The sequence below is a fragment of the Longimicrobiaceae bacterium genome, from assembly GCA_035696245.1.
Taxonomy (GTDB): domain Bacteria; phylum Gemmatimonadota; class Gemmatimonadetes; order Longimicrobiales; family Longimicrobiaceae; genus DASRQW01.
The window spans coordinates 1-21,442 of record DASRQW010000175.1; the positions used below are offsets into that span (position 1 = coordinate 1).

The following is a 21,442-nucleotide window of genomic DNA, read 5'->3' on the forward strand; positions in this document are numbered from 1 at the left end:
GATGATCGCGGCGCTGGCCCGCGGCTGCAACCTGGGCGCGCACCGCTCGTCGCTCATCCCGCCCGCCGCCGCGCCCGGCCACCGCCTTACCTTCGTCATGGAGGCGCGGCAGAAGCGGATCCTCATTCGCCTGCACGACTACCGGGAAGAGGACGTGCTGCTGCTGGGCGACCTGGATCCCCTGCCCATCCCCGCCCGCGACGTGCGCGACCCGTGGGGCCACCCGCCGCACGTGCTGTCCGACACGTACGACCGACTGGTGCGTTGCGTGGACGTGCTCGCCATCGCGCTGAACGGGCGGATGGGCGGCGCCGCTGGCCGCCGCGTGGTGGACCTCGGCCCGCACATGGCCGTCCTCCGCCTGGGCCTGCCCAAGGCCAGCCAGCGGGATCGATCATCGACGCCTGGCGCGTAAGCCCGCGCCCGAAGACGGTGCGGAGGTCCCGGCGCAGCCTGCATCTTCAACATCGTCGCGGGACCGAGCCGAGCGTGGCCGATGCCGAAAACGCGCGGCCGCCTGGAGATACACGGCGCCTCGTCCGCAGGACGACCGCAGTTCCAGCCGGTGGTTTCATACCACCGGCTGAGGCTCGGAGATGCACATCATCCGATGCTCCCGTGCGGTGTCGCGGAGGTGCATCATCTGTCGTCCGCCGCGCAGGAGGGAGATGCAGGGCCCAGGTCGCGTCGCAGTCCGAAATCCAGACGCGACGGGTGTTTGCCTCGCCCGGTGAGGTCCTTCCGCCGATGCGACGATGCGCATCTCCCGCGCACGCGCGTTGCTCTTCATCTCCCGTGAGCGGTCCCCATCCTTCCGGCCGAAAAGGCATCCCCGGTGCTCCTCGCATCTCCGCCCCGCCCGCAGTCCGCATCCCCGACCGACACGCCGTTCCGGACCGCTCCCGCGCCCCGGCAGCAGGCGCCCGTGCACCTCTTCACCGTGGACGTGGAGGAGTATTTCCACGCCGCGGCGCTCGCCTCCGCCGCACCGGTGGAGCGGTGGGCGACGATGGAGAGCCGCGTAGAGCGCGGGGTCGATTCGCTGCTGGAGATAATGGATGCGCACGGCGCCCGCGGCACCTTCTTCACGCTGGGCTGGGTCGCCGAGCGGCAGCCGTGGCTCGTGCGCCGCATCGCGGATGCGGGGCACGAGGTGGCGTCGCACGGGTGGGCGCACCAGCGGGTCACGGAGATGGGCCCGCGCGAGCTGCGCGCCGACCTGCGCCGCTCGCGCCGCGCGCTGGAGGACGCGTGCGGGCAGGCGGTGCTGGGCTTCCGCGCGCCCAACTTCTCCATCCTGCGCGGCTGGCAGTGGGCGCTGGACGTGCTGCTGGACGAGGGCTACGCGTACGACAGCAGCCTCTTCCCGTCGCGAACGCGCGGGCTGGAGGACCATCCGCCGCGCCCGCACGTGGTCCACCGCACCGGCGGCGACCTGCTGGAGGTGCCGCTCGCCTGCGCGACAGTGGCCGGCGTGGACGTGCCGTCCGGCGGCGGCGCGTGGTTCCGCCTGCTGCCGTACGCCCTCACCCGCCGCGCGCTTCGCCAGGCGGAGGAGCGCGGCGCGCCGGGCATGTTCTACATCCACCCGTGGGAGCTGGATTCGGACCAGCCGCGCCTGCCCGTCTCCGCCGCGCAGCGTCTGCGGCACTACGGCGGCCTGGGACGAACGGCGGCGCGCTTGAATCGCCTTCTGACCGAGTTCCGCTTCACCTCCATCCGTGACGGCCTGGGCGTCGTCGACGCGTCGTCCTTCGCCGGGTCGGCACGATGAGCGGCTTGCGCGTGGAGCCTTTCGCCGGCACCGCGGCGGAGTGGGACGCCGCGGCGGCCGCGCTGCCAGGCGGCACCTTCTCCCACCGCTTCGGCTGGAAGCGCGTGATCGAGGACGCCTATCGCCAGCGCTGCATCTACCTCGCTGCGCGTGGGGACGACGATGAGATCGCCGGCATCCTGCCGCTCGTGCTGGTCCGGGGGATGGGTTTCGGGCGCTTCCTCGTCTCCATGCCGTACCTGAACGCCGGCGGCCCCGCGGGAGATGCGGACGCCGCTGGCGCCCTCACCGCCGCCGCCGAGACGCTCGCGGCCGAGCTGCACGCGGACACGGTGGAGCTCCGCTGCGCGGCCGATGCGGGCTCGGCACTCCCCGCCGCGCGCGACAAGGTGACGTGCGTGCTCGACCTGCCGGCCGGCGGACCGGACGCGCTGTGGAAGGGCTTCGGCTCCAAGCTGCGCAGCCAGGTGAAGCGGGCCGAGCGCGAGGGCGTGGAGATGCGTTTCGGGCCGGAGCAGGCGGAGCCGTTCTTCGCCGTCTTCTCGCGCCACATGCGCGACCTGGGCACCCCCACGCACCCGTGGTCCTTCTTCCGCGCCGTCCGCGACGAGATGGGCGCGGATGCGTGGTTCGGCTGCGCGTGGCTGGACGGCCGCCCTGTCGCCGGGGGATGCGCGCTGGCGTGGGCCGATTCGGTGGAGATGACGTGGGCCTCATCGCTGCGCGAGGCCGCCCGCTGCGCGCCCAACATGCTGCTGTACTGGAGCTTCCTCCGCCGCGCGGCAGATGCGGGGCTCGCCTCGTTCGACTTCGGGAGATGCACGCCGGGCGGGCCCACGCACGCCTTCAAGCGCCAGTGGGGCACGCGCGACGTGCCGCTGCCGTGGGTGCGCCGGGTCCGCACGCCGGGCGCCGCCGCCCCGTCCGCGGACCGTGGCGCCTTCGCCCTCGGCACGCGCCTGTGGAAGCACCTGCCCGTGCCCGTGGCCACGCTGATCGGCCCGGCCCTCCGCCGCGCGATCCCCGCATGATCCCCCGCCGCGTTCCGCCCGCGCACTCGCCCGTCCCCGCCCGCGCGCTCGCGGAGGGCTTCCGCGCCCTGCTCGGCGCCCCGCCCGCGCATGCGCAGCTACGCGAGCTGGTGCTGCGCGAGTTCGGCGGGCTCGATGTCGTCACCGCCGCGAGCGGCACCTGCGCGCTCTCGCTCGTCCTTCGAGGCGCGGCGCTGGACCGGCCGCGCGCGCCCGTCGCGCTGCCCGCGTACGGCTGCTACGACCTCGCCTCCGCCGCGGTGGGGGCGGGCGTCCGCGTGGTGCTGTACGACGTGGACCCATCCACCCTCGCGCCCGACGCGGAATCGTTCGCGAGGGCGCTGGCGGCCGGGCCCGCGGCAGTCGTCGTCGCGCACCTCTACGGCATCCCGGTCGACCTCCGCCCGCTCCGGCCCGCCGTGGAAGCCGCAGGGGCGATGCTGATCGAAGATGCGGCCCAGGGCGCCGGCGTGCGGATCGGCGGGAGGCCGGCGGGGGGATTCGGATCGGCGTCGGTGCTCAGCTTCGGGCGGGGGAAGGGCGTCACGGGCGGAGGCGGAGGCGCGCTCCTCGCCCACGACTCGCGCGGCGAGGCGGTGCTGCGGCGCGCCCGCATCGCCATCCACGGCACGCGCGAGGGATGGGCGGAGCTGGCCGCGCTCGCCGCGCAGTGGGTGCTCGCCCGCCCGTCGCTCTATGCGCTCCCGGCCGCGATGCCGTTCCTCCACTTGGGCGAGACGCTCTATCGCGAGCCGATGCCGCCGGAGCCGATGGCCGACTCGTCCGCCGCCGTGCTGCGGACGCTGTGGGAAGGCCGCCGCCGCGAAGCCGACGCCCGCGTCCGCAACGCCCGCCGCCTCCTCGCCCCCGCCGCACGATCGGGAGACGACACGTTCCCGGTGCCGGTAGGCTGTTCCGCCGGCTGGCTGCGGCTCCCGCTGCGGGCCCGCCATCGCGCGCACCTTCCGCTCTCCCCCGCGGCCGAGCGCCTGGGCATCGCCGCGGGCTACCCGCTGGCGCTCCCCGACCTGCCGGCGATGCGCGCCCTCTGCGTCAACGCGGCCGACGACTTTCCCGGCGCCCGCCGCCTCGCCGCCTCGCTCTACACGCTTCCCACGCACGGCCTGCTCTCCGAAGCCGACCTCCGCGGCCTCGAAGCCTGGCTCGCCACCCGCACCGACGTCGTCGCCGTGCCCGCCCCAGCACTCAGCGCGGCCAGCTGACGCACCGCGTTCGGCAGATGCGACCAAACGCGGCCCACATCTCCCGAAACCCGTGCTCACCATGGGGGGATCGCATCTCGGTGAACACAAAAGTGGCTCGCGGTTTGCACCGTGGATTCGCGGGCGCGCCGGAGGTGTATAGGCGCGCGGAAGCATCACGCACGAAGAGACTTGGCCGGTCTCCGGTGCATTGGGCCTCGATGCCCGTTGATGTAGAAGTTGACGGTTAGGTGAAGTTCTTGTGGAGCGCTTCGGCGCTACCACGTATGCCCGCGAGGCCGGCCTCAACATCGTCCCCCGCCGCTCGTCGCCAGACGCAACGGCGGGGGATGCGTTTTTGTATGTGCCGAGCTTTGATGCGGCGGCGAGGATGCCCCCTCCCCCGCAAGCGGGAGAGGGGAGCTTATCCCACACGAGGGGCAAGACTTACGGGTATTCTTGGCTTCACTGGCTCACGTCGAATCACCCCCTGCGCGCACTTCTGGTCTCCCCTCCCCCAGGCAGTTTTGGGGGAGGGGCCGGGGGAGGGGGCCTCCTTCCGTCGCGACCCGCTGCGACCATCCGCAAAAATGAGGCGGCGTGCCTAGCCGGCGCGCCGCCTTTCGTCGGTCTGGGGGAGGGGGAGAGGGGGGCTGGGGGAGCCGCGTGGCTCGCGGAAGAGCAGCTCGAAGCCGAAGTGCGCGGGCGACAGGTGCCACGGGCTGATGGGCGCCCGCCTCGCGCGGAACGGATCGCCGCCGCGCGCCACCGTGCCGCCGAACGCAGAGAGGCAGCAGTCGTAGCCCGCCTCGCGCACCCGCTCGCGCGTGGCCTCGCTGATGCGCTCGGCGGCGCCGTACGGGTAGCTGAACAGCGTGACGGGCGCGCCCAGCTCCGCCTCCAGCCGTGCGCGCGAGGCGGAGAGCTCGCGCGTGGCGTCGGGCAGCGGGGTGTGGCCAAGGTCGGCGTGGCTCTCGGTGTGCGCGCCGATCTCGAAGCCCTGCGCGTGAAGCGCGCGCACGTCGTCCCACGTCATCCACCAGGCGCGGGCGCCGAACTCGCGGTCCCACCACGGCTGGCGGTCGGTGCCCACGAAGCCGGTGGCGACGAAGAAGCACGCGGGCAGGCCGCGCGCGCGCAGCTCGGGCGCGGCGGCCTGCAGGTTGTCCAGGTAGCCGTCGTCGAAGGTGATGGCGAGGCAGCCGCCCACGCTCTCGCCCGCGCGCAGGCGGCGCACCATCTCGCCCAGCGGGATCACGCGGAAGTGGCGCGCGAAGAAGTCGCAGTATGCAGCGAACTCCGCGCGCGTACAGCCCAGCGGCGTGCCCGCCAGCCGGTCGTCCACGCGGTGGAAGGCCACGATCACGCCGCGGCCGCGCAGCAGCACCCGGTGCAGCCCCGCGCCGAAGATCGCGGCCGACAGGTGCTCCTTCACCCGCGCCGCGAATCGCGCCCGCAACGTCGGCGGAGATGCGTACAAGCTCCCTCCGGTGGATGGTGTGTCAGCGGTGAATCGACCGTCCGTCGTGCAGAGATGGCGGGGCTCGATGCGCGGACCACGCGTTTGTTGGGGTGCGATTCATCGCATCCGGTTTGTTCGGAAGGGGCGAACGGGCATCACGACGGGCGGTTGAAACCGCGGCAACGACTGCGCAAAGTCCCCCTGCGGGGACTATCGGCTGGGCATCTGCCGGTGCCGCAGCTCCCGCTCTCCGTTCAACGGCGCCGCATCTACCGCATCTACCGCATCTACCGCATCTACCGCATCTGCTCAAGTGTTATCGGAAGATTCCGACGCCCCAGGAGCAGGGGTTGTGGGCGCACGAGGCCATGATCGGCTGGATGCGGAACGTGCGCGTCTCGCGGGGGGTGATGCGGATCACGGGGTGATCGTCGTCGTCCACGTCCTGGTTCAGCAGCTCGCCGTCGCCGCGGTAGAGCTTGAGGTCCAGGTCCGAGCAGTCGCCGTCGCACTCGCCGATGATGAAGTACGTGCTCCCGCCGCGGAGCTGCACGCTGAAGCTCGACTGGTAGCCGCTGTTCAGGTCGCCGAACATGATGTCGTGCGACAGGGTCAGGTCGTACTCCGCCATCTTTGCCGCGTCGGCGATGAGCTGCCTCCGCACCTGCTCGCGCCAGGGATCCTGGCCGCGCATGGCGGCGCACACGGCAACGACGGCGAGCAGAACGGCGAAGGGCTTGAGGTGGCGCATACGTCCTCCCGCAATTGGAGGGAACGCCCCGCGAGGTGTGTGCTGCGGCGGGAACTTCAGTCGCGCATGGCCGGGGGCGGGGCGAGATCCCAGGGAGAGGTTTTCCGGCCGCCGCCGGACGCTGCAAGCGCCAATCCAGTGGCGGACCATCCGCCAGCGATCCAGGATGGGCCAACCACGCCCATCAGTGCGGAGGAAGGGGTGCACCGGCGCGCCCGCGCATCTTGCGGCCGTGCGTCAGCTGTGGCAGCAGCGCCACGATCCGGTGCCCGAGAGTGCTCGCGGAGACCCATCTACCGGCCCGCGCCGGACATTTACCGGAACGCGGTCACGGCAGCTCGCCGGCGGCGGCGATGACGGGGCGGGGCTCGCGGTGCGCCTCGCGCTCGTGCCGGGCGTGGGGGCGGGGGAGGAGCTTGCGGGCCAGCGAGCCCAGGCCGCGGGCTGCGGTGGAGCGCAGCGTCAGGAAGAAGGGGCGCAGGTCGTCGCGCGCGAACCAGGCGGACTCCTCCACGCCCTGGAACGAGCGCAGCCAGCGGCCGGCGGAGAGCGTGCCCTCGCGCAGGTAGTCCAGGGCGGACTCCAGGTCGCGATCCTCCACCATCCACTTGCGCCCCTCGCGCTGCACGGCGGGCGGCAGCGGCTGGTCGGTGAGGTCGGCGTAGAGGTAGCGGACCACGTCCATCCCCGCCGCGTCCAGGAAGAGGCGGAAGGTGGAGCCGATGCGCGGGTTGGGATCGAGCAGCTTGTAGCCGCCGTCGCGCGCGTCGTAGCGCCAGCCCACGTCCAGGATGCCGCGGTAGCCGATGGCGCGCATGAAGTCCACCGTCAGCCGCTCCACCTCCGGATTTTCCAGGCAGATGCCGAGGCTCGTCGACCCGGTGTGCACCGGGTGCTGGCGGAGCTTCTTACCGGTGAAAGCGGCGCGGCACTGGGACCGATCGTCGAAGTAGCCGTTGAACATCCAGATGGTGTCGTCGCCGCCCGGCACGTACTCCTGCAGCATCAGGTTCGGCGCCGCGGGATCCTCCATGCGGTCGTATGCCGCCATCAGCCCGGCCTGGTCGCGGGCGATGCACATCTTCAGGCCCGTGCGCGCCTGGAGCCGCAGCCCGTCGATGCCCTTGAGCATCACGGGGAAGACGGCAGATGCGGCGAACGCCGTGACCTCTTCGCGGCAGCGCGGGAACGACGTCTCCGGCGTGGGCACGCCCAGGCGCCGCGCCAGCAGGTACAGCTCGCGCTTGTCCGACAGCGCGCGGACGGTCGCCGCGGCCACGCGCGGGAAGCGGAACGCCGGCGCGAGCGCGTCCGCGTGCTCGGCCACGAAGATGGCCAGGTCGTCGGAGGTGGGGATGAGGACCGCGCGCTCGCCCAGACGCTCCGCCAGCTCCAGCAGCGTGCGCACCGAAGCGGCCGGCGTCTCGCGCCCGAACTCCCACTGCGTGGCCGAAGCGACGTAGCGCGACGACAGCGGCGTGGCGCGCAGGTCGGTGTGCACGCCGTGCACGGCCACGCCCAGCCGCCCCAGGCTGCGCGCGATCCCCAGGCTTCCGTGGTGCCAGCCCAGGACCACCGCCGGCACCGCCGCTCGCACGGCGCTCACTCCTGCACGCCCCGCGAGCGTGCCGCGTCGTTCAGCCACGGCATGCGGATGGGCCGCCGGGGCCGCTGCCGCTCATCTCCCGCGCCCGCGGCGACCACCTCGCCCTCGGCGATCTCGTGCACGGAGCCGACGTCGTCCAGGTGCGCGAGGATGAAGTCCAGGTCGTGCAGCTGGCCGCTGCGGCGCAGGTACTCCACGCTGCGGCTCTCCTGCCACCCGTCCACCGGCGCGCCACGCCAGCGCCGCAGCGTCTGCGCCGTCAGCTCGTCCGCCAGCGCGAAGCCGTGCTCGCCCAGCCCTTCGGCGATCAGCGCACAACAGCGCTGATCTTCCTCCCGGAACTCCCCGCGCGTCCCCGCGCCGATCACCGCCACGCGCTCGTGCCGCGTCGCCAGATAGCGGATGAGCGCGGTGAAGTTGCGCAGGCAGCCGGCGTACACCGCGTCCGCCCCCGCCGCGTTGTGGATGAGCTGCGTGCCGGACGAGGAAAGGAGGATGAGCGGCCGGTCCGACGGGTCGAGCGCGGAGACGGCCACGGGGCTGTTGGTGATCTCGAAGCCGTACGGCATGTTGCCGCCCAGCTCGCCGCACAGCACGGGGCGGTCGAGCACGGCCGCCACGGGTAGCGCCGCCTCGATGGAGGGAACGGGGAAGCAGCGGCGGCCCAGCGTGGCGGCGGTGACGGCGGTGGTGGTGGCGCGGATCACGTCCACGGCCACCACGGCCCAGCCCGGGCCGTACCGCAGGGCGCTCTCGGGAAGGAAGTCGATGGCGACTACGGGGGGCATGGGGCCTCTCAGCGGATGCCGGTGAAGTGGAGCGCGGCGGGCACGGCGGGCCGCAGGTTGGGGCGCGAGAAGGCGTCGGAGTGCAGCCCGCGGCGGTAGATCTCCACGCGCAGCACCTCTTCCAGCCGCACGTTGCACACGTGCACGGCGGGGCCGAAGTGGTCCAGCAGCGCGAACTGGCTGGCCTTGTTGGGCGCCTCGAAGAGCAGCGTGCCGAACCCGAACGCGGCGGCGAACCGGTCCGCGAACCCGGCGTTGAAGCGGCCCTCCTCGTCGAACAGCCCGACGCCGACGGCGCTCTCGCGGCCTTCGACCACGAGCTGCACCGCGCCCGCGTCCAGCCACTCGCGCCCCTGGTCGATCAGCCCCTGCACCACGTCGGCCGTGAAGGCGCCGCCGTGCTTCTTGCCCAGCTCGAACTGCGCCTCCATCCCCCGCTCGTGCACCATGCGGATCACGTCCGCCGGCGCCATGTCCAGGTCCGTGAAGCCCTCGCCGCACTCGATGCGCGTGAACCCGATGTCCGCGCAGAGGTCCAGGTACGCGGCGAGCTGGCCCTGCGCGACGGCGACCTCGAACGGCCCGCCGCCGGTGGTGGTGGGCACGCCCCAGCGGTGCGCGGCGGCCACCTTGCGGCGCGTGCACGCCTCGTCCGCGATCATCCAGCACGCCATCGACACCTTGAGGATGCTCATCAGGTGGTGGCTCTGCTCCAGGTGCGACTCCAGCGTGACCGGGTCGTAGCCCGGGTCGAACGGGCTGGTGGCGGGCGCCAGGCGGCGCACCCCGATCCGGTTCAGGTACTCGGAGGTGTGCAGCCGTCCGGCGGGGCCGGCCTCGGTCATCATCGACATGGGCGGGTTCCTTCGCGGTGGGTGGATGAGGGAATGCGGGTTGGATTCGGGGAGATGCGGGGCGGCTCAGCCCGAGTCCAGCAGGTGGCGCAGGACGCGGGTCGCCACCGGGTGCTGGCGGCGGTCGTCGTCCGTCTGGTAGTGGTGGTGGATGCCGGGCGTGGTGTTGACCTCGATGAAGGCGCCGGCCGCCAGCTCCAGCGGCACGCCGGGATCGGCGGTGATGACGTCCACCCCCGCGAAGCGGCTGCCCAGCTCGCGGACCACCCGTCCGAGCGCGGCGGCGGTCTCGGAGCAGACCAGGTGCGTGGCCGTCTCGTCGTACACGGTGCGCAGCTCGCGCGCGCCCATCCCCGCGGGCACGCCGCGCAGGAGGACCGACGTCTCCGCCTCCGGGATCGATCCCGCGCCCAGGCCCTGAGCCGCCAGCGTCGGTGCGGCGACCGGGTCCGCCAGCAGCGAGCCCAGCCCCGCCTCGCGCGCCAGCTCGCGGACGGTGGAGACGCCGTCGCCGGTGAGGCGGGCGCCGCGGCGGCGGACGGCGTGCACCATCTCGCCGCGCAGGTACAGCAGGCGGTAGCTCTCGCCCGGCACCATGCGCTCCAGCATCACGTCCTGGCCGAAGAGCGAGGCGAGCACGGCGGCGGCCTCCAGCCCCGCGGCCGTCGTCACCCCCGTCGTGATCCCCATGCCGGACGCCGAGCCGCGCGCGGGCTTCACCACCCACGGGCCGGGATCGGACGCCACGCGGTCGCGCGCGGCGGCCAGGTCGCCCAGGCGGAAGACGAGGTGCTCCGGCACCGGCACGCCGGCTTCGGAGGCCAGGCGGTGGCAGAGCGGCTTGTCGCCCGCGATGCGCAGGGTGACGGGGTCGTCGGCCTGCGTCACGTGCGCGGAGATGCGGGTGCGCCTGGGCCCCAGCGTCACCTCCCACACGTCCCTCGCCAGCGGCGTGAGCCGCGCGCCGATCTGGTCCGCGGCGCCCTGCCAGTAGCCGCGGTACTCGTCCACGCGCTGGTCCACGTACACGGTGATGTCCATCCCCAGCACGCGCCGCCCGGTACGCGCCAAGCCGACGCCGACCCGGCGCGCCCGCAGCCGCAGCCCCACGCCCTCCTCGTTCACGCCGCACCTCCGCTGCTTCCAGCGCCGGCGAACGACTCGGGAGATGCGGGAGATGTGATCGCTTCCGTGGATCCGAACGCTTCGGCAGATGGGGGAGACGCGGTCGCGTCGGTGGATTCCGCGAGTTCGATGGATGAAGGAGCGGCGGCAGCCGGGGGTATGAAACCCCCGGCTTTGGACTGCGGTCGTCCTGCGGACGAGGAGGCTGGGAATGCGGGGCGGAGCGTGGCCGCGAGCGCATCTCCCGATTCGTCGTGCGACTCGTCGGACGAGGCGGGGCGGGCGAAGACGAAGTAGAGGGTGTTGCCCTGGACCTGGCGGGCGCCCTCCCAGCGGCGGGAGACGACCTTGCCGCCGGCCGCCGCGACCATCGCGTCCAGGTTGTGGATGAGCGAGCGGTCGCGTTCGCGCGGGACCGACGCGGCCAGGTGGCGGTTGTCCATCTCCGGGTGCGCCAGGCCGGCGAAACCGACCACGCCGCGGCAGCACGCCAGCATCTCGCGCACGGCGGCGGCGGCGTCCGCCTGGCGCAGGTACATCAGCACCCCCGCGCACAGGACGAGGTCGTAGCGGCGGCCGGGGAACAGGCGCGGCAGGTCCGTCGCGTCGCCGCGGACCAGGCGGGCGCGGGAGCCCTCGGCCGCGAGGCGCTTCGACCCGCTCTCCACCGCGTACGCGTCGATGTCAACGCCGTCCAGTTCCGTCGCCGCGGTGCACACCTCCGTCTCCAGGTGGCGCAGCAGGTAGCCGAGCGAGCAGCCCACGTCCAGCACGGAGCGCACGTCGCGCTCGGGCGAGAGGCCGGTGCGCTCCAGCAGCGCGCGCAGGTCGTGGAAGAGCAGCGTGCGCGAGGGGTGGACGTGCTCCGGGCCGAAGCGCTGCTCCGGCTCGTACGTGCGGGCGTAGGCCAGGTGGTTGGCCCAAAGGAAGCGGTGGTAGGCGTTCAGGTCGCGCTCGGCCAGGTCGCGCAGCAGCGCGGCGCCGCGCCACTCGTCGCCGCGGCGGCCCAGCCACACCGCCAGCCGCATGCGCAGCCGCAGCGGCAGCAGCGCCCTCGCTGCGTCCCCAAGGCGGGGGCGCAGCGAAGGCGTGCTCGCGGCGGGCGTTGCTGCGGAAAGAGCGGAGGGCATCGGGCGGGTGGCGGAGCGGGGCGGGAAGGCCGCCGGACGAAACGGCGGGCGCGTTCGTGAAGGGTGGAAGCGCAAGCGGGGGACCGGGCACCCGCCCCGTCCCCCGCCGCGCGCATCGCCGCGCCGGAGCGTGGATTCCCGCCGCGCATCGCCCTTCCACGGACGGATTCCGCTACATCCCCGCTGGCGACAGGTGTTGCGCCCGCCCCACATCCACCGAGCGCCCCGAACCGTGCCGGGGCGCGGCGGGGGCTCGGTTTCCGCACCGCCGGGCGGGGCATGGGCGTTGCCCCTTCCGGCCGCCGCGGGCCTCCTGCCCGTCCCCTCGCACCACCCGCCCGCGGAGAACCCCACATGAAGGTCGTCATCCTGGCCGGCGGCCTCGGCACCCGCCTGGCCGAAGAGACCTCCACGCGCCCCAAGCCCATGGTGGAGGTGGGCGGCCGGCCCCTCCTGTGGCACGTCATGAACATCTACGCCGCCCACGGCTTCAACGACTTCGTGATCGCCTGCGGCTACCGCGGCGAGATGATCAAGGACTACTTCCGCCACCTCTTCTTCCAGCAGGCCGACCTGGTCATCAACCTCATGGACGGCAGCTACCGCGCGCTCAACACGGGCACGCCGGACTGGAAGGTCGCGTGCGTGGACACCGGCATGGAGAGCATGACGGGCGGCCGCCTGCGCCGCCTGCGCAAGTGGCTGGACGACGAGCCCTTCATGCTCACCTACGGCGACGGCGTGGGCGACGTGGACGTGGACGAGCTGGTGCGCTTCCACCGGCGCCACGGCAAGCTGGCCACGGTCACCGCCGTGCGGCCCCCGGCGCGCTTCGGCGGCCTGGTGTTCGACGGCGACGCGGTGTGCGAGTTCTCGGAGAAGCCGCAGGCGGCCGAGGGGTGGATCAACGGCGGCTTCTTCGTCTTCGAGCCCGGCGTGCTGGACTACCTGGACGGCGACGACACCATCCTGGAGCGCCGCCCGCTGGAGCGCCTGGCGGCCGACGGCGAGCTGATGGCGTTCCGCCACGAGGGCTTCTGGCAGCCCATGGACACCCTGCGCGAGCGCCAGCTGCTGGAGTCGCTGTGGGCCACCGGCAAGGCACCCTGGAAGGTATGGGAGACCGATGACGCGAAGTCTCGCGAGCTTCTACCGCGGTAAGACCGTCCTGGTCACCGGCCACACCGGCTTCAAGGGGAGTTGGCTGTCGGTGATGCTCAAGTCGCTGGGCGCGCGCGTGGTGGGCTTCGCGCTGGCACCCCCTGCCGGCGAGCCGTCCATGTACCGCGACGCGGGCGTGGGCCGCGGCATGACCTCCATCACCGGCGACGTGCGCGACGCCGCGGCGCTCGCCGCAGCCGTGCGCGCCTTCGAGCCGCAGGTGGTGCTGCACCTGGCCGCCCAGCCGCTGGTGCGCGGCGGCTACCGCGACCCGGTGGGCACCTACGCCACCAACGTCATGGGCACCGTGCACGTGCTGGAAGCCGTGCGCCGCGCGCCCTCCGTCCGCTCCGTCGTGGTCGTGACCACCGACAAGGTCTACGAGCCCGACCCGCGCGGCCTGCCCTTCCGCGAGGCCGACCGGCTGGGCGGGCCCTGCCCGTACAGCTCCAGCAAGGCCGCGGCGGAGATGGTCGCCTCGGCCTACCGCGCCTCGTACTTCAGCGGCGGGCGCGGCTCGCCGGGGCTGGCGACGGCGCGCGCGGGCAACGTGATCGGCGGGGGCGACTGGGCGGGCGAGCGCGTGGTGCCCGACCTCGTCCGCGCGGTCGCCGCGAAGAAGCCGCTGGTGCTGCGCAACCCGGGCGCGGTGCGGCCCTGGCAGCACGTGCTGGAGCCGCTGCGGGGCTACCTGATGCTCGCCGCGCGCCTGGCCACCGACGGCGCGGGCTCCGCCGGCGCGTGGAACTTCGGGCCGCGCGACGAGGACGCGGTGCCCGTGGGCGAGCTGGCCGAACGTTTCGCGGCGGGCTGGGGCGGCGACGCCGTGCGCGTGGTGGTGCGGCCCGACCCGCAGGGCGGGCACGAGACGCCGGTGCTGCGGCTGGACCGCCGTAAGGCGCGCGCCCGGCTCGGCTGGGACCCGCTGCTCTCGCTGGACGAAGCGGTTGGTCTGACGGTGGATTGGTATCGCGCCTGGCTGCACGACCCCGCAGACGCCGAGACCGCCACGGAGGAACAGGTCGCCGCGTACCTCGCCCGCGCCGCAGCAGCACCGCCGGCACGAGTGGTACGCCCCGGCGGTCTTTTCCGCGCCCCGGCGGACCAGCCGGACGAGCCGCTGCCGGTGACGGGAGAAGCGTGATGGGCCGCAAGATCCACGCGCTCCCGCTCTTCCCCGCCCACGCCGCCGAAGCCTCATCGGACGAAGCCTCGTACGCCGCATTCCTCGCCTGGCTCGCCGCCAACGCCGACGTGGTCGCATGCGAAGTCCGCCGCCTCGCGGAAGACGGCGGCCAGGCGATCCCCGGCCTCGCATCTCACCCATCGACGGACTCGGTCGATCCCGCGCATCCGGCGGATTCCGGACGCCCGCGCGGTTCGGCAGATGCGATGAATCGGATGGATTCGGCAGATGCGCGCAGTCGTGCGGATGCGATCCAACCGGACGATCCGGCAGATGAGATGCGTCGGGAGAATACCGTCGACGCGGATGATTCGATCTGCTCGGTGGATTCGCTGGAGGGGCTGGTGTCCGTCGTCTCCGCCCTGGCGGATGCGAACCCGGCGGACGAGCGCCGCGCCGCCGCCATCCTCGCCGCCGAGCGGGGCACCGCCGCGCGGGCCCGCGGCTGCGACGCGTCCGAGATCCTGGCCGAGCACTACCTGCTGCGCGAGGCGGTGTGGCGCTGGGCCCAGCGCGTGGTGGAGCCCGCCCCCCGCGCCGAGGCGGTGATGGCGCGCCTGGAGCCCGCCGTGATCCTCTCCGCCGCCGCCGCGCTCCAGGGCCACCGCCGCCCCGAGCTGGAGGCCGAAGGCCGCTGGTCCCAAGCCCTCGCCGACATCCTCGACGGCATCGCCTCTCCCGACGCTCCATCCGCCGCGCACACCGCGCCCGACGCCGAAGTCGCCATCCCTACATCGCCTGATTCGGTCGATGTGCAGCCCTCCGCGACGACATCCCGCGAATCCGTAGATGCCCACCCCGCACCCTCCGACGCGGAGAGCCCAACCGATTCGATAGATGCGTGGCCGTCGACGCACCGCCCGGCGGATCGGGCAGATACGCACGCAATCGCCGCCTCCGCCGATGCGGACGCGCCGCGAGCCGACACTCCCTCGCATCCCGACGACGCGCGGTGGACGGAAGATGCAGGGCGGCCGTCCATCTCCCGCGGTAGCGGCCCGTTCGACGTTCGCACCGGATCGGCCGAGGCGCGGACGGAGCCGCCGACACTGTAGCGGCGGCGACGCACCGCCGCCTCAGGCGCTGTGGCGCGAGTGCGTCACCCCGATGCACATCTCCCGCACAAGCCGTTGCCACAGCTTCACATCCGCCGGATGCTTCCGGGGCGCGCTCCCTGCTCCTCGCACCATCGTCCGGCAGCGTCGTCCCTCCGCCGGCCGCCCTCCCGCTCCGCATCCCGAGCCCGATGCCCTCTCCCGAATCCACCCTCGCGCCGCCGTCCGCGCTCACCCGAGCCGCGGCGCTGATGTCCGCGCAGGTGCACGCCGTGCCCGTCTCGCGCCCGTCCACGCTCACGGTGCCGTGGGCGGTGCTCGCGCGCGTGGCGATGCTGGCGCTCGCGTTCGTGGTGTACGCCGCCAGCTTCAGCGACCTGCCCGTGATCGAGCGGCGCCACAGCGTCCTGGGCGACGCGGACGCGGCCAACTACGCCGTGCTCCTCCGCGGCTTCTCGCTGGGCGGGAAGATGGGCAACGAGTACAACACCGTGCACCGCTCGCTGGGCGACAACGCGCAGAAGCACAAGGTCCACCACGTCCTCTATGCCGCCGCCGGCAGCGCCGAGCTGAAGATCCTCGGCCCAGCTTACGAGGCGCTCGGCCTCTCTCCGCGCGCCGCACTGTACGGTGTGAACGCGCTGCTCGCCGTGGTGAACCTGCTCCTCCTCGCCGCGCTGATGCGGGGGATGAACCCGTCCGGCAACCCGCTGCTGCCCTTCCTCGCCTTCTTCGCCCTCACGCTCAGCACCTGGGTCTTCTACTCCGTGCCGGAGTCGTGGCCCTTCTCGGCCACGCTGGTGCTCGCGTACCTGCTGGCCCTGCACCGCACCCGCTGGCCGGCAGCCGCGCTCGGCGCCGCGCTGGGCATCGTGATGCTGAACAACGTCTTCCTCGCCGCGCTCTTCGTGCTCGTCCCTCTCGCCCTGCTCCGCCGCGGCGACCGTGGGTGGCGCTTCGTGGGCCGGACGACAGCGGCGGGATTCGCATCGCTGGGCGCGTGGGCGGGCGGGCTGTGGGCGCTGTCCGCGTTCGACGGAAGCTTCCGGCCGGACCGCTTCGTGGCGTTCACCATCTGGTTCAAGCAGTTCACGGGCGCCACGCTGCCGCGCACCGACCCGTACGTGTGGAAGAGCGCCTTCACCAACCTCTTCGTCACCTCCGTCGTCAGCAGCCAACCCGACCCCGGCGTGCCGCAGGAGGCGCTGCTCTCCACGCTCCACGGCGGCCCGCTCGGCATTGCCGCCACGGTCGCGTGGGCCGCGCTCGCGGGCGTCCTCGCCTGGTCGGTCGTGCGCGCATCCGTCACGTCCGTGCGCGCGGAGGGCTGGGCGGGCGCCGTGAAGGACGAGGCCGCGGACCTGTGGGTGTGGTGCGCGACCATGCTGGGGGTCACCGTGGTGCTCTTCTACCCGAGCGGCTTCCTGTACTCGACCGTGGTGATCCCCGCCATCGCGCTGGCCCTCTGCCGCCACCTGGACCTGCGGGTGATGTGGCAGCGGGTGCTGCTGTACGGCACGCTGGCGCTGATGCTGGCGAACAACCTGGACCAGGTGCTCCGGTTCCGCGCGGCGCTGCGGGTCCTTTCCTGAACGAAACTGGAGGTGGGCCGATGCTATACGAAGTGAAGGACGGCAAGGTGCAGACGCAGGCGGTGGAGTATTCGGTGGCGTACCACTGCAACCTGAAGTGCGCGCACTGCTCGCACATGGCGCCGTTCATCGGCAAGAAGCTGCCGCCGCTGGAGAGCTTCGCCCAGGACGTGTTCCGCCTCAGCGACGCCCTGCATGCCCGCGACATCCGCCTGGTGGGCGGCGAGCCGCTGCTGAACCCGCAGATCGTGGACTTCCTGAAGGCCGCGCGCGCCTCCGGCATCGCCAGCCAGGTCATGGTCACCACCAACGGGCTGCTGCTGAACAGCATGAAGGACGCGTTCTGGGAGAACGTGGACTTCGTGTGGCTCAGCCAGTACCCCGGCGCCAGCCCGCCGGAGAAGATCCTGGACCGCGTGCGCGAGCGGGCCGAGCAGAGCAACACGCGGCTGGACGTGGACCCCAGCTTCCACTTCCGCACCACCATCACCACCGACCCGCACCCGCAGGACTGGATGACGCGGATGATCTTCCGCACCTGCGAGAGCGCGCACCGCTTCCACTGCCACATGATCCACGAGGGGCGTCTGTTCAAGTGCGCCTGCCCGCCGTTCATGCCCGAGTACCTGGCGCGCATGGGCCGCAACGGCTACGACTCGTCGGTAGATGCGTTCCACATCCACCAGGCCCGGGACATCCAGGCCGAGCTCCAGGCGTACCTCTTCAGCACCGAGCCGCTGAAGGCGTGCAGCAACTGCCTGGGCTACGTGGGCAAGTGGCAGGACCACCGCCAGCTCACGAAGGATGTGGTGGAGCACCCGGAGCAGGAGCGTATCTCGCGTGACACGCACGTGGACACGCGCCGCTTCATCCAGGCCTCCGCCATGTACTACCTCCGCCGCGGCGCCGAGACGGTGACAGGCAAGCCGCACTGGTAGGGCTCGGACGATCCTCTCTCGTCCCGATCGTTGGGGAAGTGGACGATTGGGCGAATGGCCGAGGAAGATGCAGAAGACCCTTCTCCAGACCCGGCAGCACCGGTGCGGAGAAGGGTCTTCGCTCTCCGCAGAAAGCTCTGCCGAGAGGTTATCCCGACTCCGCAGAAAGAGTGTGAGTATCGCCCGAGGAAAATCCCGCGGGATTGCTGATGATTTTTCTTCTAATACACACACTGCCTGCGCGGATTCGGTATTACAGGTCAGGTTCGGCGGAGAAGTTCGCTTCCGACAACCTGCCGACGTACTTCCGATAAACTTCCGACAACGAATACCGCCGGCCACGGTTCGTGGAATTCGCCACCTGAAGGAAACCCGCGTCCACCCATTGGGTGAGGTGACTCCGGACAGACCGGTCGGAGAGCGGGAGGATCTTCATCACATCCGTCGTCGTGATGGTGTCCGTGCTGCTGAAGAGCGAGAGGACGCGCCGAGCGCGCGCGTCCAAGCGGCGGATCGCATCCGGCTCGGCAGGGACTCCCCGTTCCGAAGCACGGATCGCCTCTTCGCGGGCGATGGTGAACACGCGTGCAACGGCGCTGGTGAAATACTCCACCCAGGGCGTGAGGTCGACGTCCTCACGCCCTTCGTAGTAGTTGTGGTGCTCGTGGGTAGCGAGGTGATCGTAGTAGGTGGTGATGTCGCGAGCGTGGTACTCCTCGAGCGAGTAGAACCCTCGCAGTCCCAGCCCGCCGCGGTGGAGGATCAGCGTCGCGAGCAGCCGAGCCGTGCGGCCGTTCCCGTCCATGAAAGGGTGGATCGTCACCAGCTGATAGTGAGCCAGGCCCGCGATGACCGGTGCGGCGACACCGGCCCCTTCAGCCTCGCCGATCCAGGCGATCAGGTCCGTCATGAGGCGCGGCACGTCGCCGGCCTCGGGCGGCATGTACACGATCGCCCCGCTTGCGGCGTCGGTGACCACGTTCTGCTGAATCCGGTACGCCGAAGGTTTCCGGCGGGGCCCCTGCTCGACAAGGGCGTGCAGCCTGCGTACGAGATCCTCAGAAAGGGCAGACCTGGCCTGTGCCCAGGTTTCGACCTGAAGCATCGCGTGCCAGTAGTTGTCCACCTCTTTCACGTCCCGTTGCCGGCCTGCGAACTGGACGCGCCTGCCCCGAACCACCTGCTCGGCTTCCGCGAGCGTCAGGCGGTTCCCCTCGATGCGCGTGGAGAAGTGCGTCGATCTGAGGCGGGCACGAAAACGAATTTCCTCCTCGACGAGAGGAGACCACGCGTGCTGCTCGACCGCCGCGCTCGCACGCGCGATCTCCGTCAGCGAGGCGACGATGCTGTCGTTGTAATGCCAAAGAGGGTTCCAACCAGATTCGCCCATGCGTCGCTCGGCTGAGGGTAGGCTTGATTAGTAGTCTCCAGAGACCGATCCGGCTACTCCTTTGAACATTATCGAAAACGGCCGCCCCTTCGCGGGAGCGGCCGTTCGCGTTTCGGGAGATGGGTGGCGTCTCCGAAGCTACCGCACGAAGGCTTCGCGGACGCCGCCGTCGATGGGGAGCATGGCGCCGGTGGTGCGCGAGGCGCGGTCGCCGGCGAGGAAGAGGACGGCTTCGGCGACGTCGATGGCGCGGACGGAGACACCCAGCAGGGTGCGCGAGCGGTAGAAGGCATCGATGTTCGCCGGGTCGATGCCGTGCGCACGGGCGCGCTGCTCGCGCAGGTCGGGCGACCAGAGGCGGCTCTCCTCGAAAATCGCGTCTGGGTTGACCATGTTGACGCGGACGCCGATCTCGCCGCCCTCGATGGCGGCGACGCGGGCGAGCTGCGCCTCGGCGGCCTTGGAGGCGGAGTAGGCTGCGAAGTCGCGGCCGGGAGCGGTGACGTTCTTGGTGGCGACGAAGACGATGCTTCCGCCGCGGCCCTGGGCGCGGAAGTGACGCAGGGCCGCGCGCGTGACCAGGAAGTGCCCCGTCGCGTTCACCGCCAGGCTGCGCTCCCAGTCCGCCAGCTCCATCGCTTCGATGGACGAGCAGTGCGCGATGCCCGCGTTCGACACGACCACGTCCACGCCGCCGAAGGCGAGGCACGCCGCATCCCACGCCGCATCCACGTCGCCCGCGCGCGTCACGTCGAGCGATTGCGCGATGGCCCGGTCCGCATCTCCCGAAGCCACTTCGCGGGTCGTATCGGCGGTGCGGGCGGCATCGACGTCCGTGACGACGACGTGGGCGCCGGCGGCCGCCAGGCGTACGGCGATGGCGCGGCCGAGCGCGCCCGCCGCGCCGGTGACGAGCGCGACGCGGCCCTCCATCTCCTTGGGCGGGGGGGCGAGGGAGAGCTTGTACAGCTCCAGCGGCCAATACTCGGCGTGGAAGGCATCTTCCTCCGCCAGCGTGCGGTAGCCGCCGAGCGGCGCCGCGCCGCGCATGATGCCGATGGTGTGCAGGTAGATGTCGCGCGCCAGGCCGGCCGTGCGCGCCGTCGCCCCCGCCGTGAACATGCCGATGCCGGGAACGAGGATGATGCGCGGCGGCGCATCCAGCGGCTCGCGCCCGCCGCCCCAGCGGCCGACGTAGCCGGCGTACGCGGCGCGGTACGCATCGAGCGCGGAGCGGAAGGCAGCGGCGAGCCCGTCGAAGTCCGCGGGATCGCGCGCATCCACCCACAAAGGCAGGCGGCCGGTGGTGAGGATGTGGTCCGGCGTGGCCGCGCCCTGCTCCGCCAGCCCGCGTCCCTCCGCCGAGCCGACGAGCTCCAGCACCTCCGGAGCGTCGCTGTAGCGAAGGATGGCCGCGCGTCCGCCGCCCAGCGCGCCGCGGATCACCGGCGCGATGCGGGCGGCGATCCCACGCCGTGCATCTTCCTCCAGCGCAGGCCTACGAACCGTGCCGAACGGCTGGATGGAGCGATGCGCGTCGAGCCACGCGCGGGCGCGATCGACGAGATCGACGTGGCGCTGGTACGCCTCGTCGGGCGTGGCGCCCCAGGTGACGAGGCCGTGATTGAGCAGCACCAGACCCGGCGCATCGGGCGCCGCGCGAACCGCCTCGCCGACCTCGCGAGAGAGGAGGAAGCCGGGGCGGCGGTACGGCACGCGCAGCACATCCGGACCGAGCGCCGCGTCCAGCGCGGCGTGCGGGTCCGGGTTGTTGACGAGCGAGAGGATGGCGTCGGCGTGCGAGTGGAAGACGCTCGCGGCGGGGATGAACGCGTGCAGCAGCGTCTCGATGGACGGCCGCGGGTCCGACGGCGACGCGAGGCAGCGCGCAAGGTACGCGACCATCTCCTCGTCGCTCATGTCCTCTCGCCCGAAGAGCGGCAGCACGTCGTCCAGCCGCACGCCCGCGAAGTCGCCCTGCTTCGCGCTCGCCAGGTCCGACCCGCTGCCCTTCACCCGCAGCATGCGCACGGGCCGCCCCGCCACGTCGGTCTCATCCACCTTCACCGAGGTGTTCCCGCCTCCGCGCAGCACCAGCGACGTGTCCGCCCCCAGCGCCCGTGAGTACCGCACCAGCCCCTCCATCGCCGCCGCCGGACCGCTCGCCGTCTGCGTCGGTGGCGTGCCGGGAGATGCGGCCGCGGCGGGATCGAAGATGCGGACGGGCGGCGCCTCGGCGTCGGAAAGCTGCGTCATCGGCTGATTCGAAGGAGGAGGACGTAGTTGAGCGGAGATGCAGGTCACCATCCCCCGCATCCAACGAAAAGCAGACACACAGCAGCAGGGATCCAACGAACCCGCACTTCTGGTCTCCCCTCCCCCAGGCAGTTTGGGGGG

General features: G+C 72.1%; 18 protein-coding genes. 9 read left to right on the top strand and 9 right to left on the bottom strand.

The genetic code is table 11. The features are described from left to right. From VFE05_08235 to VFE05_08250, 4 genes are all read left to right on the top strand, one after another. The coding region (locus tag VFE05_08235) for a hypothetical protein (protein HET6230042.1) at positions 1 to 415 on the top strand (415 nt) is incomplete at its 5' end. A gap of 510 nt (positions 416 to 925) precedes the next feature. Then, positions 926 to 1,774, top strand: a complete 849-nt coding sequence (locus VFE05_08240) for an XrtA system polysaccharide deacetylase (GenBank protein HET6230043.1) — start codon at positions 926 to 928, stop codon at positions 1,772 to 1,774. Then, a complete protein-coding gene (locus VFE05_08245) occupies positions 1,771 to 2,805 on the top strand; it encodes a FemAB family XrtA/PEP-CTERM system-associated protein (protein HET6230044.1) in 1,035 nt (344 codons plus the stop codon). Before VFE05_08240 ends, VFE05_08245 begins: the two co-directional genes overlap by 4 nt. After that, positions 2,802 to 4,028 carry a DegT/DnrJ/EryC1/StrS family aminotransferase gene (locus VFE05_08250; protein ID HET6230045.1) on the top strand — a complete coding sequence of 409 codons (1,227 nt, stop codon included), beginning with the start codon at positions 2,802 to 2,804 and terminating at the stop codon, positions 4,026 to 4,028. Before VFE05_08245 ends, VFE05_08250 begins: the two co-directional genes overlap by 4 nt. Before the next feature lie 583 nt (positions 4,029 to 4,611). On the opposite strand, the gene VFE05_08255 is transcribed toward VFE05_08250, so the two are convergent. The 7 genes from VFE05_08255 to VFE05_08285 form a co-directional block, all read right to left on the bottom strand. Further along, positions 4,612 to 5,487: a polysaccharide deacetylase family protein gene (locus VFE05_08255; GenBank protein ID HET6230046.1), complete on the bottom strand. Its 876-nt coding sequence runs from the start codon at positions 5,485 to 5,487 to the stop codon at positions 4,612 to 4,614. A 298-nt stretch (positions 5,488 to 5,785) separates the two neighbouring features. Further along, a complete protein-coding gene (locus VFE05_08260) occupies positions 5,786 to 6,220 on the bottom strand; it encodes a hypothetical protein (GenBank protein HET6230047.1) in 435 nt (144 codons plus the stop codon). A gap of 328 nt (positions 6,221 to 6,548) precedes the next feature. Continuing rightward, the gene (locus tag VFE05_08265; GenBank protein ID HET6230048.1) at positions 6,549 to 7,817 is read right to left on the bottom strand and encodes a hypothetical protein; all 1,269 of its coding nucleotides are present in this window, start codon (positions 7,815 to 7,817) and stop codon (positions 6,549 to 6,551) included. A 5-nt stretch (positions 7,818 to 7,822) separates the two neighbouring features. Beyond that, the gene (locus VFE05_08270) at positions 7,823 to 8,614 is read right to left on the bottom strand and encodes a 2-phosphosulfolactate phosphatase (protein HET6230049.1); all 792 of its coding nucleotides are present in this window, start codon (positions 8,612 to 8,614) and stop codon (positions 7,823 to 7,825) included. Positions 8,615 to 8,622: 8 nt separating this feature from the next. Continuing rightward, positions 8,623 to 9,468, bottom strand: coding sequence for a phosphosulfolactate synthase (locus tag VFE05_08275; GenBank protein ID HET6230050.1), 846 nt, complete (start codon positions 9,466 to 9,468; stop codon positions 8,623 to 8,625). A gap of 66 nt (positions 9,469 to 9,534) precedes the next feature. Then, positions 9,535 to 10,593 carry a hypothetical protein gene (locus tag VFE05_08280; GenBank protein ID HET6230051.1) on the bottom strand — a complete coding sequence of 353 codons (1,059 nt, stop codon included), beginning with the start codon at positions 10,591 to 10,593 and terminating at the stop codon, positions 9,535 to 9,537. Further along, positions 10,590 to 11,723, bottom strand: a complete 1,134-nt coding sequence (locus tag VFE05_08285; GenBank protein ID HET6230052.1) for a class I SAM-dependent methyltransferase — start codon at positions 11,721 to 11,723, stop codon at positions 10,590 to 10,592. Before VFE05_08285 ends, VFE05_08280 begins: the two co-directional genes overlap by 4 nt. Positions 11,724 to 12,077: 354 nt before the next feature. On the opposite strand from VFE05_08285, the gene rfbF reads away from it, so the two are divergent. The 5 genes from rfbF to VFE05_08310 all read left to right on the top strand — a co-directional run bounded on the left by rfbF (position 12,078) and on the right by VFE05_08310 (position 17,655). After that, a complete protein-coding gene (gene rfbF, locus VFE05_08290) occupies positions 12,078 to 12,884 on the top strand; it encodes a glucose-1-phosphate cytidylyltransferase (protein ID HET6230053.1) in 807 nt (268 codons plus the stop codon). After that, entirely contained in the window at positions 12,850 to 14,028 is a 1,179-nt protein-coding gene (gene rfbG / locus VFE05_08295) for a CDP-glucose 4,6-dehydratase (protein ID HET6230054.1), read from the top strand. Before rfbF ends, rfbG begins: the two co-directional genes overlap by 35 nt. Then, complete coding sequence (locus VFE05_08300) at positions 14,028 to 15,125, top strand: hypothetical protein (GenBank protein ID HET6230055.1); 1,098 nt, start codon at positions 14,028 to 14,030, stop codon at positions 15,123 to 15,125. The genes rfbG and VFE05_08300 overlap by 1 nt, the downstream gene beginning before the upstream one ends. A gap of 191 nt (positions 15,126 to 15,316) precedes the next feature. Then, positions 15,317 to 16,717, top strand: a complete 1,401-nt coding sequence (locus VFE05_08305; protein ID HET6230056.1) for a hypothetical protein — start codon at positions 15,317 to 15,319, stop codon at positions 16,715 to 16,717. Between the two features lie 20 nt (positions 16,718 to 16,737). Then, positions 16,738 to 17,655, top strand: coding sequence for a radical SAM protein (locus tag VFE05_08310; GenBank protein ID HET6230057.1), 918 nt, complete (start codon positions 16,738 to 16,740; stop codon positions 17,653 to 17,655). Between the two features lie 253 nt (positions 17,656 to 17,908). Here the strand turns inward: VFE05_08310 and VFE05_08315 are convergent, their stop codons facing one another. After that, positions 17,909 to 19,045 (bottom strand): Fic family protein, encoded by a 1,137-nt coding sequence (locus tag VFE05_08315; GenBank protein HET6230058.1) that lies wholly within the window; start codon positions 19,043 to 19,045, stop codon positions 17,909 to 17,911. Between the two features lie 138 nt (positions 19,046 to 19,183). Beyond that, positions 19,184 to 21,301, bottom strand: coding sequence for a bifunctional rhamnulose-1-phosphate aldolase/short-chain dehydrogenase (gene rhaD / locus VFE05_08320; protein HET6230059.1), 2,118 nt, complete (start codon positions 21,299 to 21,301; stop codon positions 19,184 to 19,186). Positions 21,302 to 21,442: the final 141 nt, after the last annotated feature.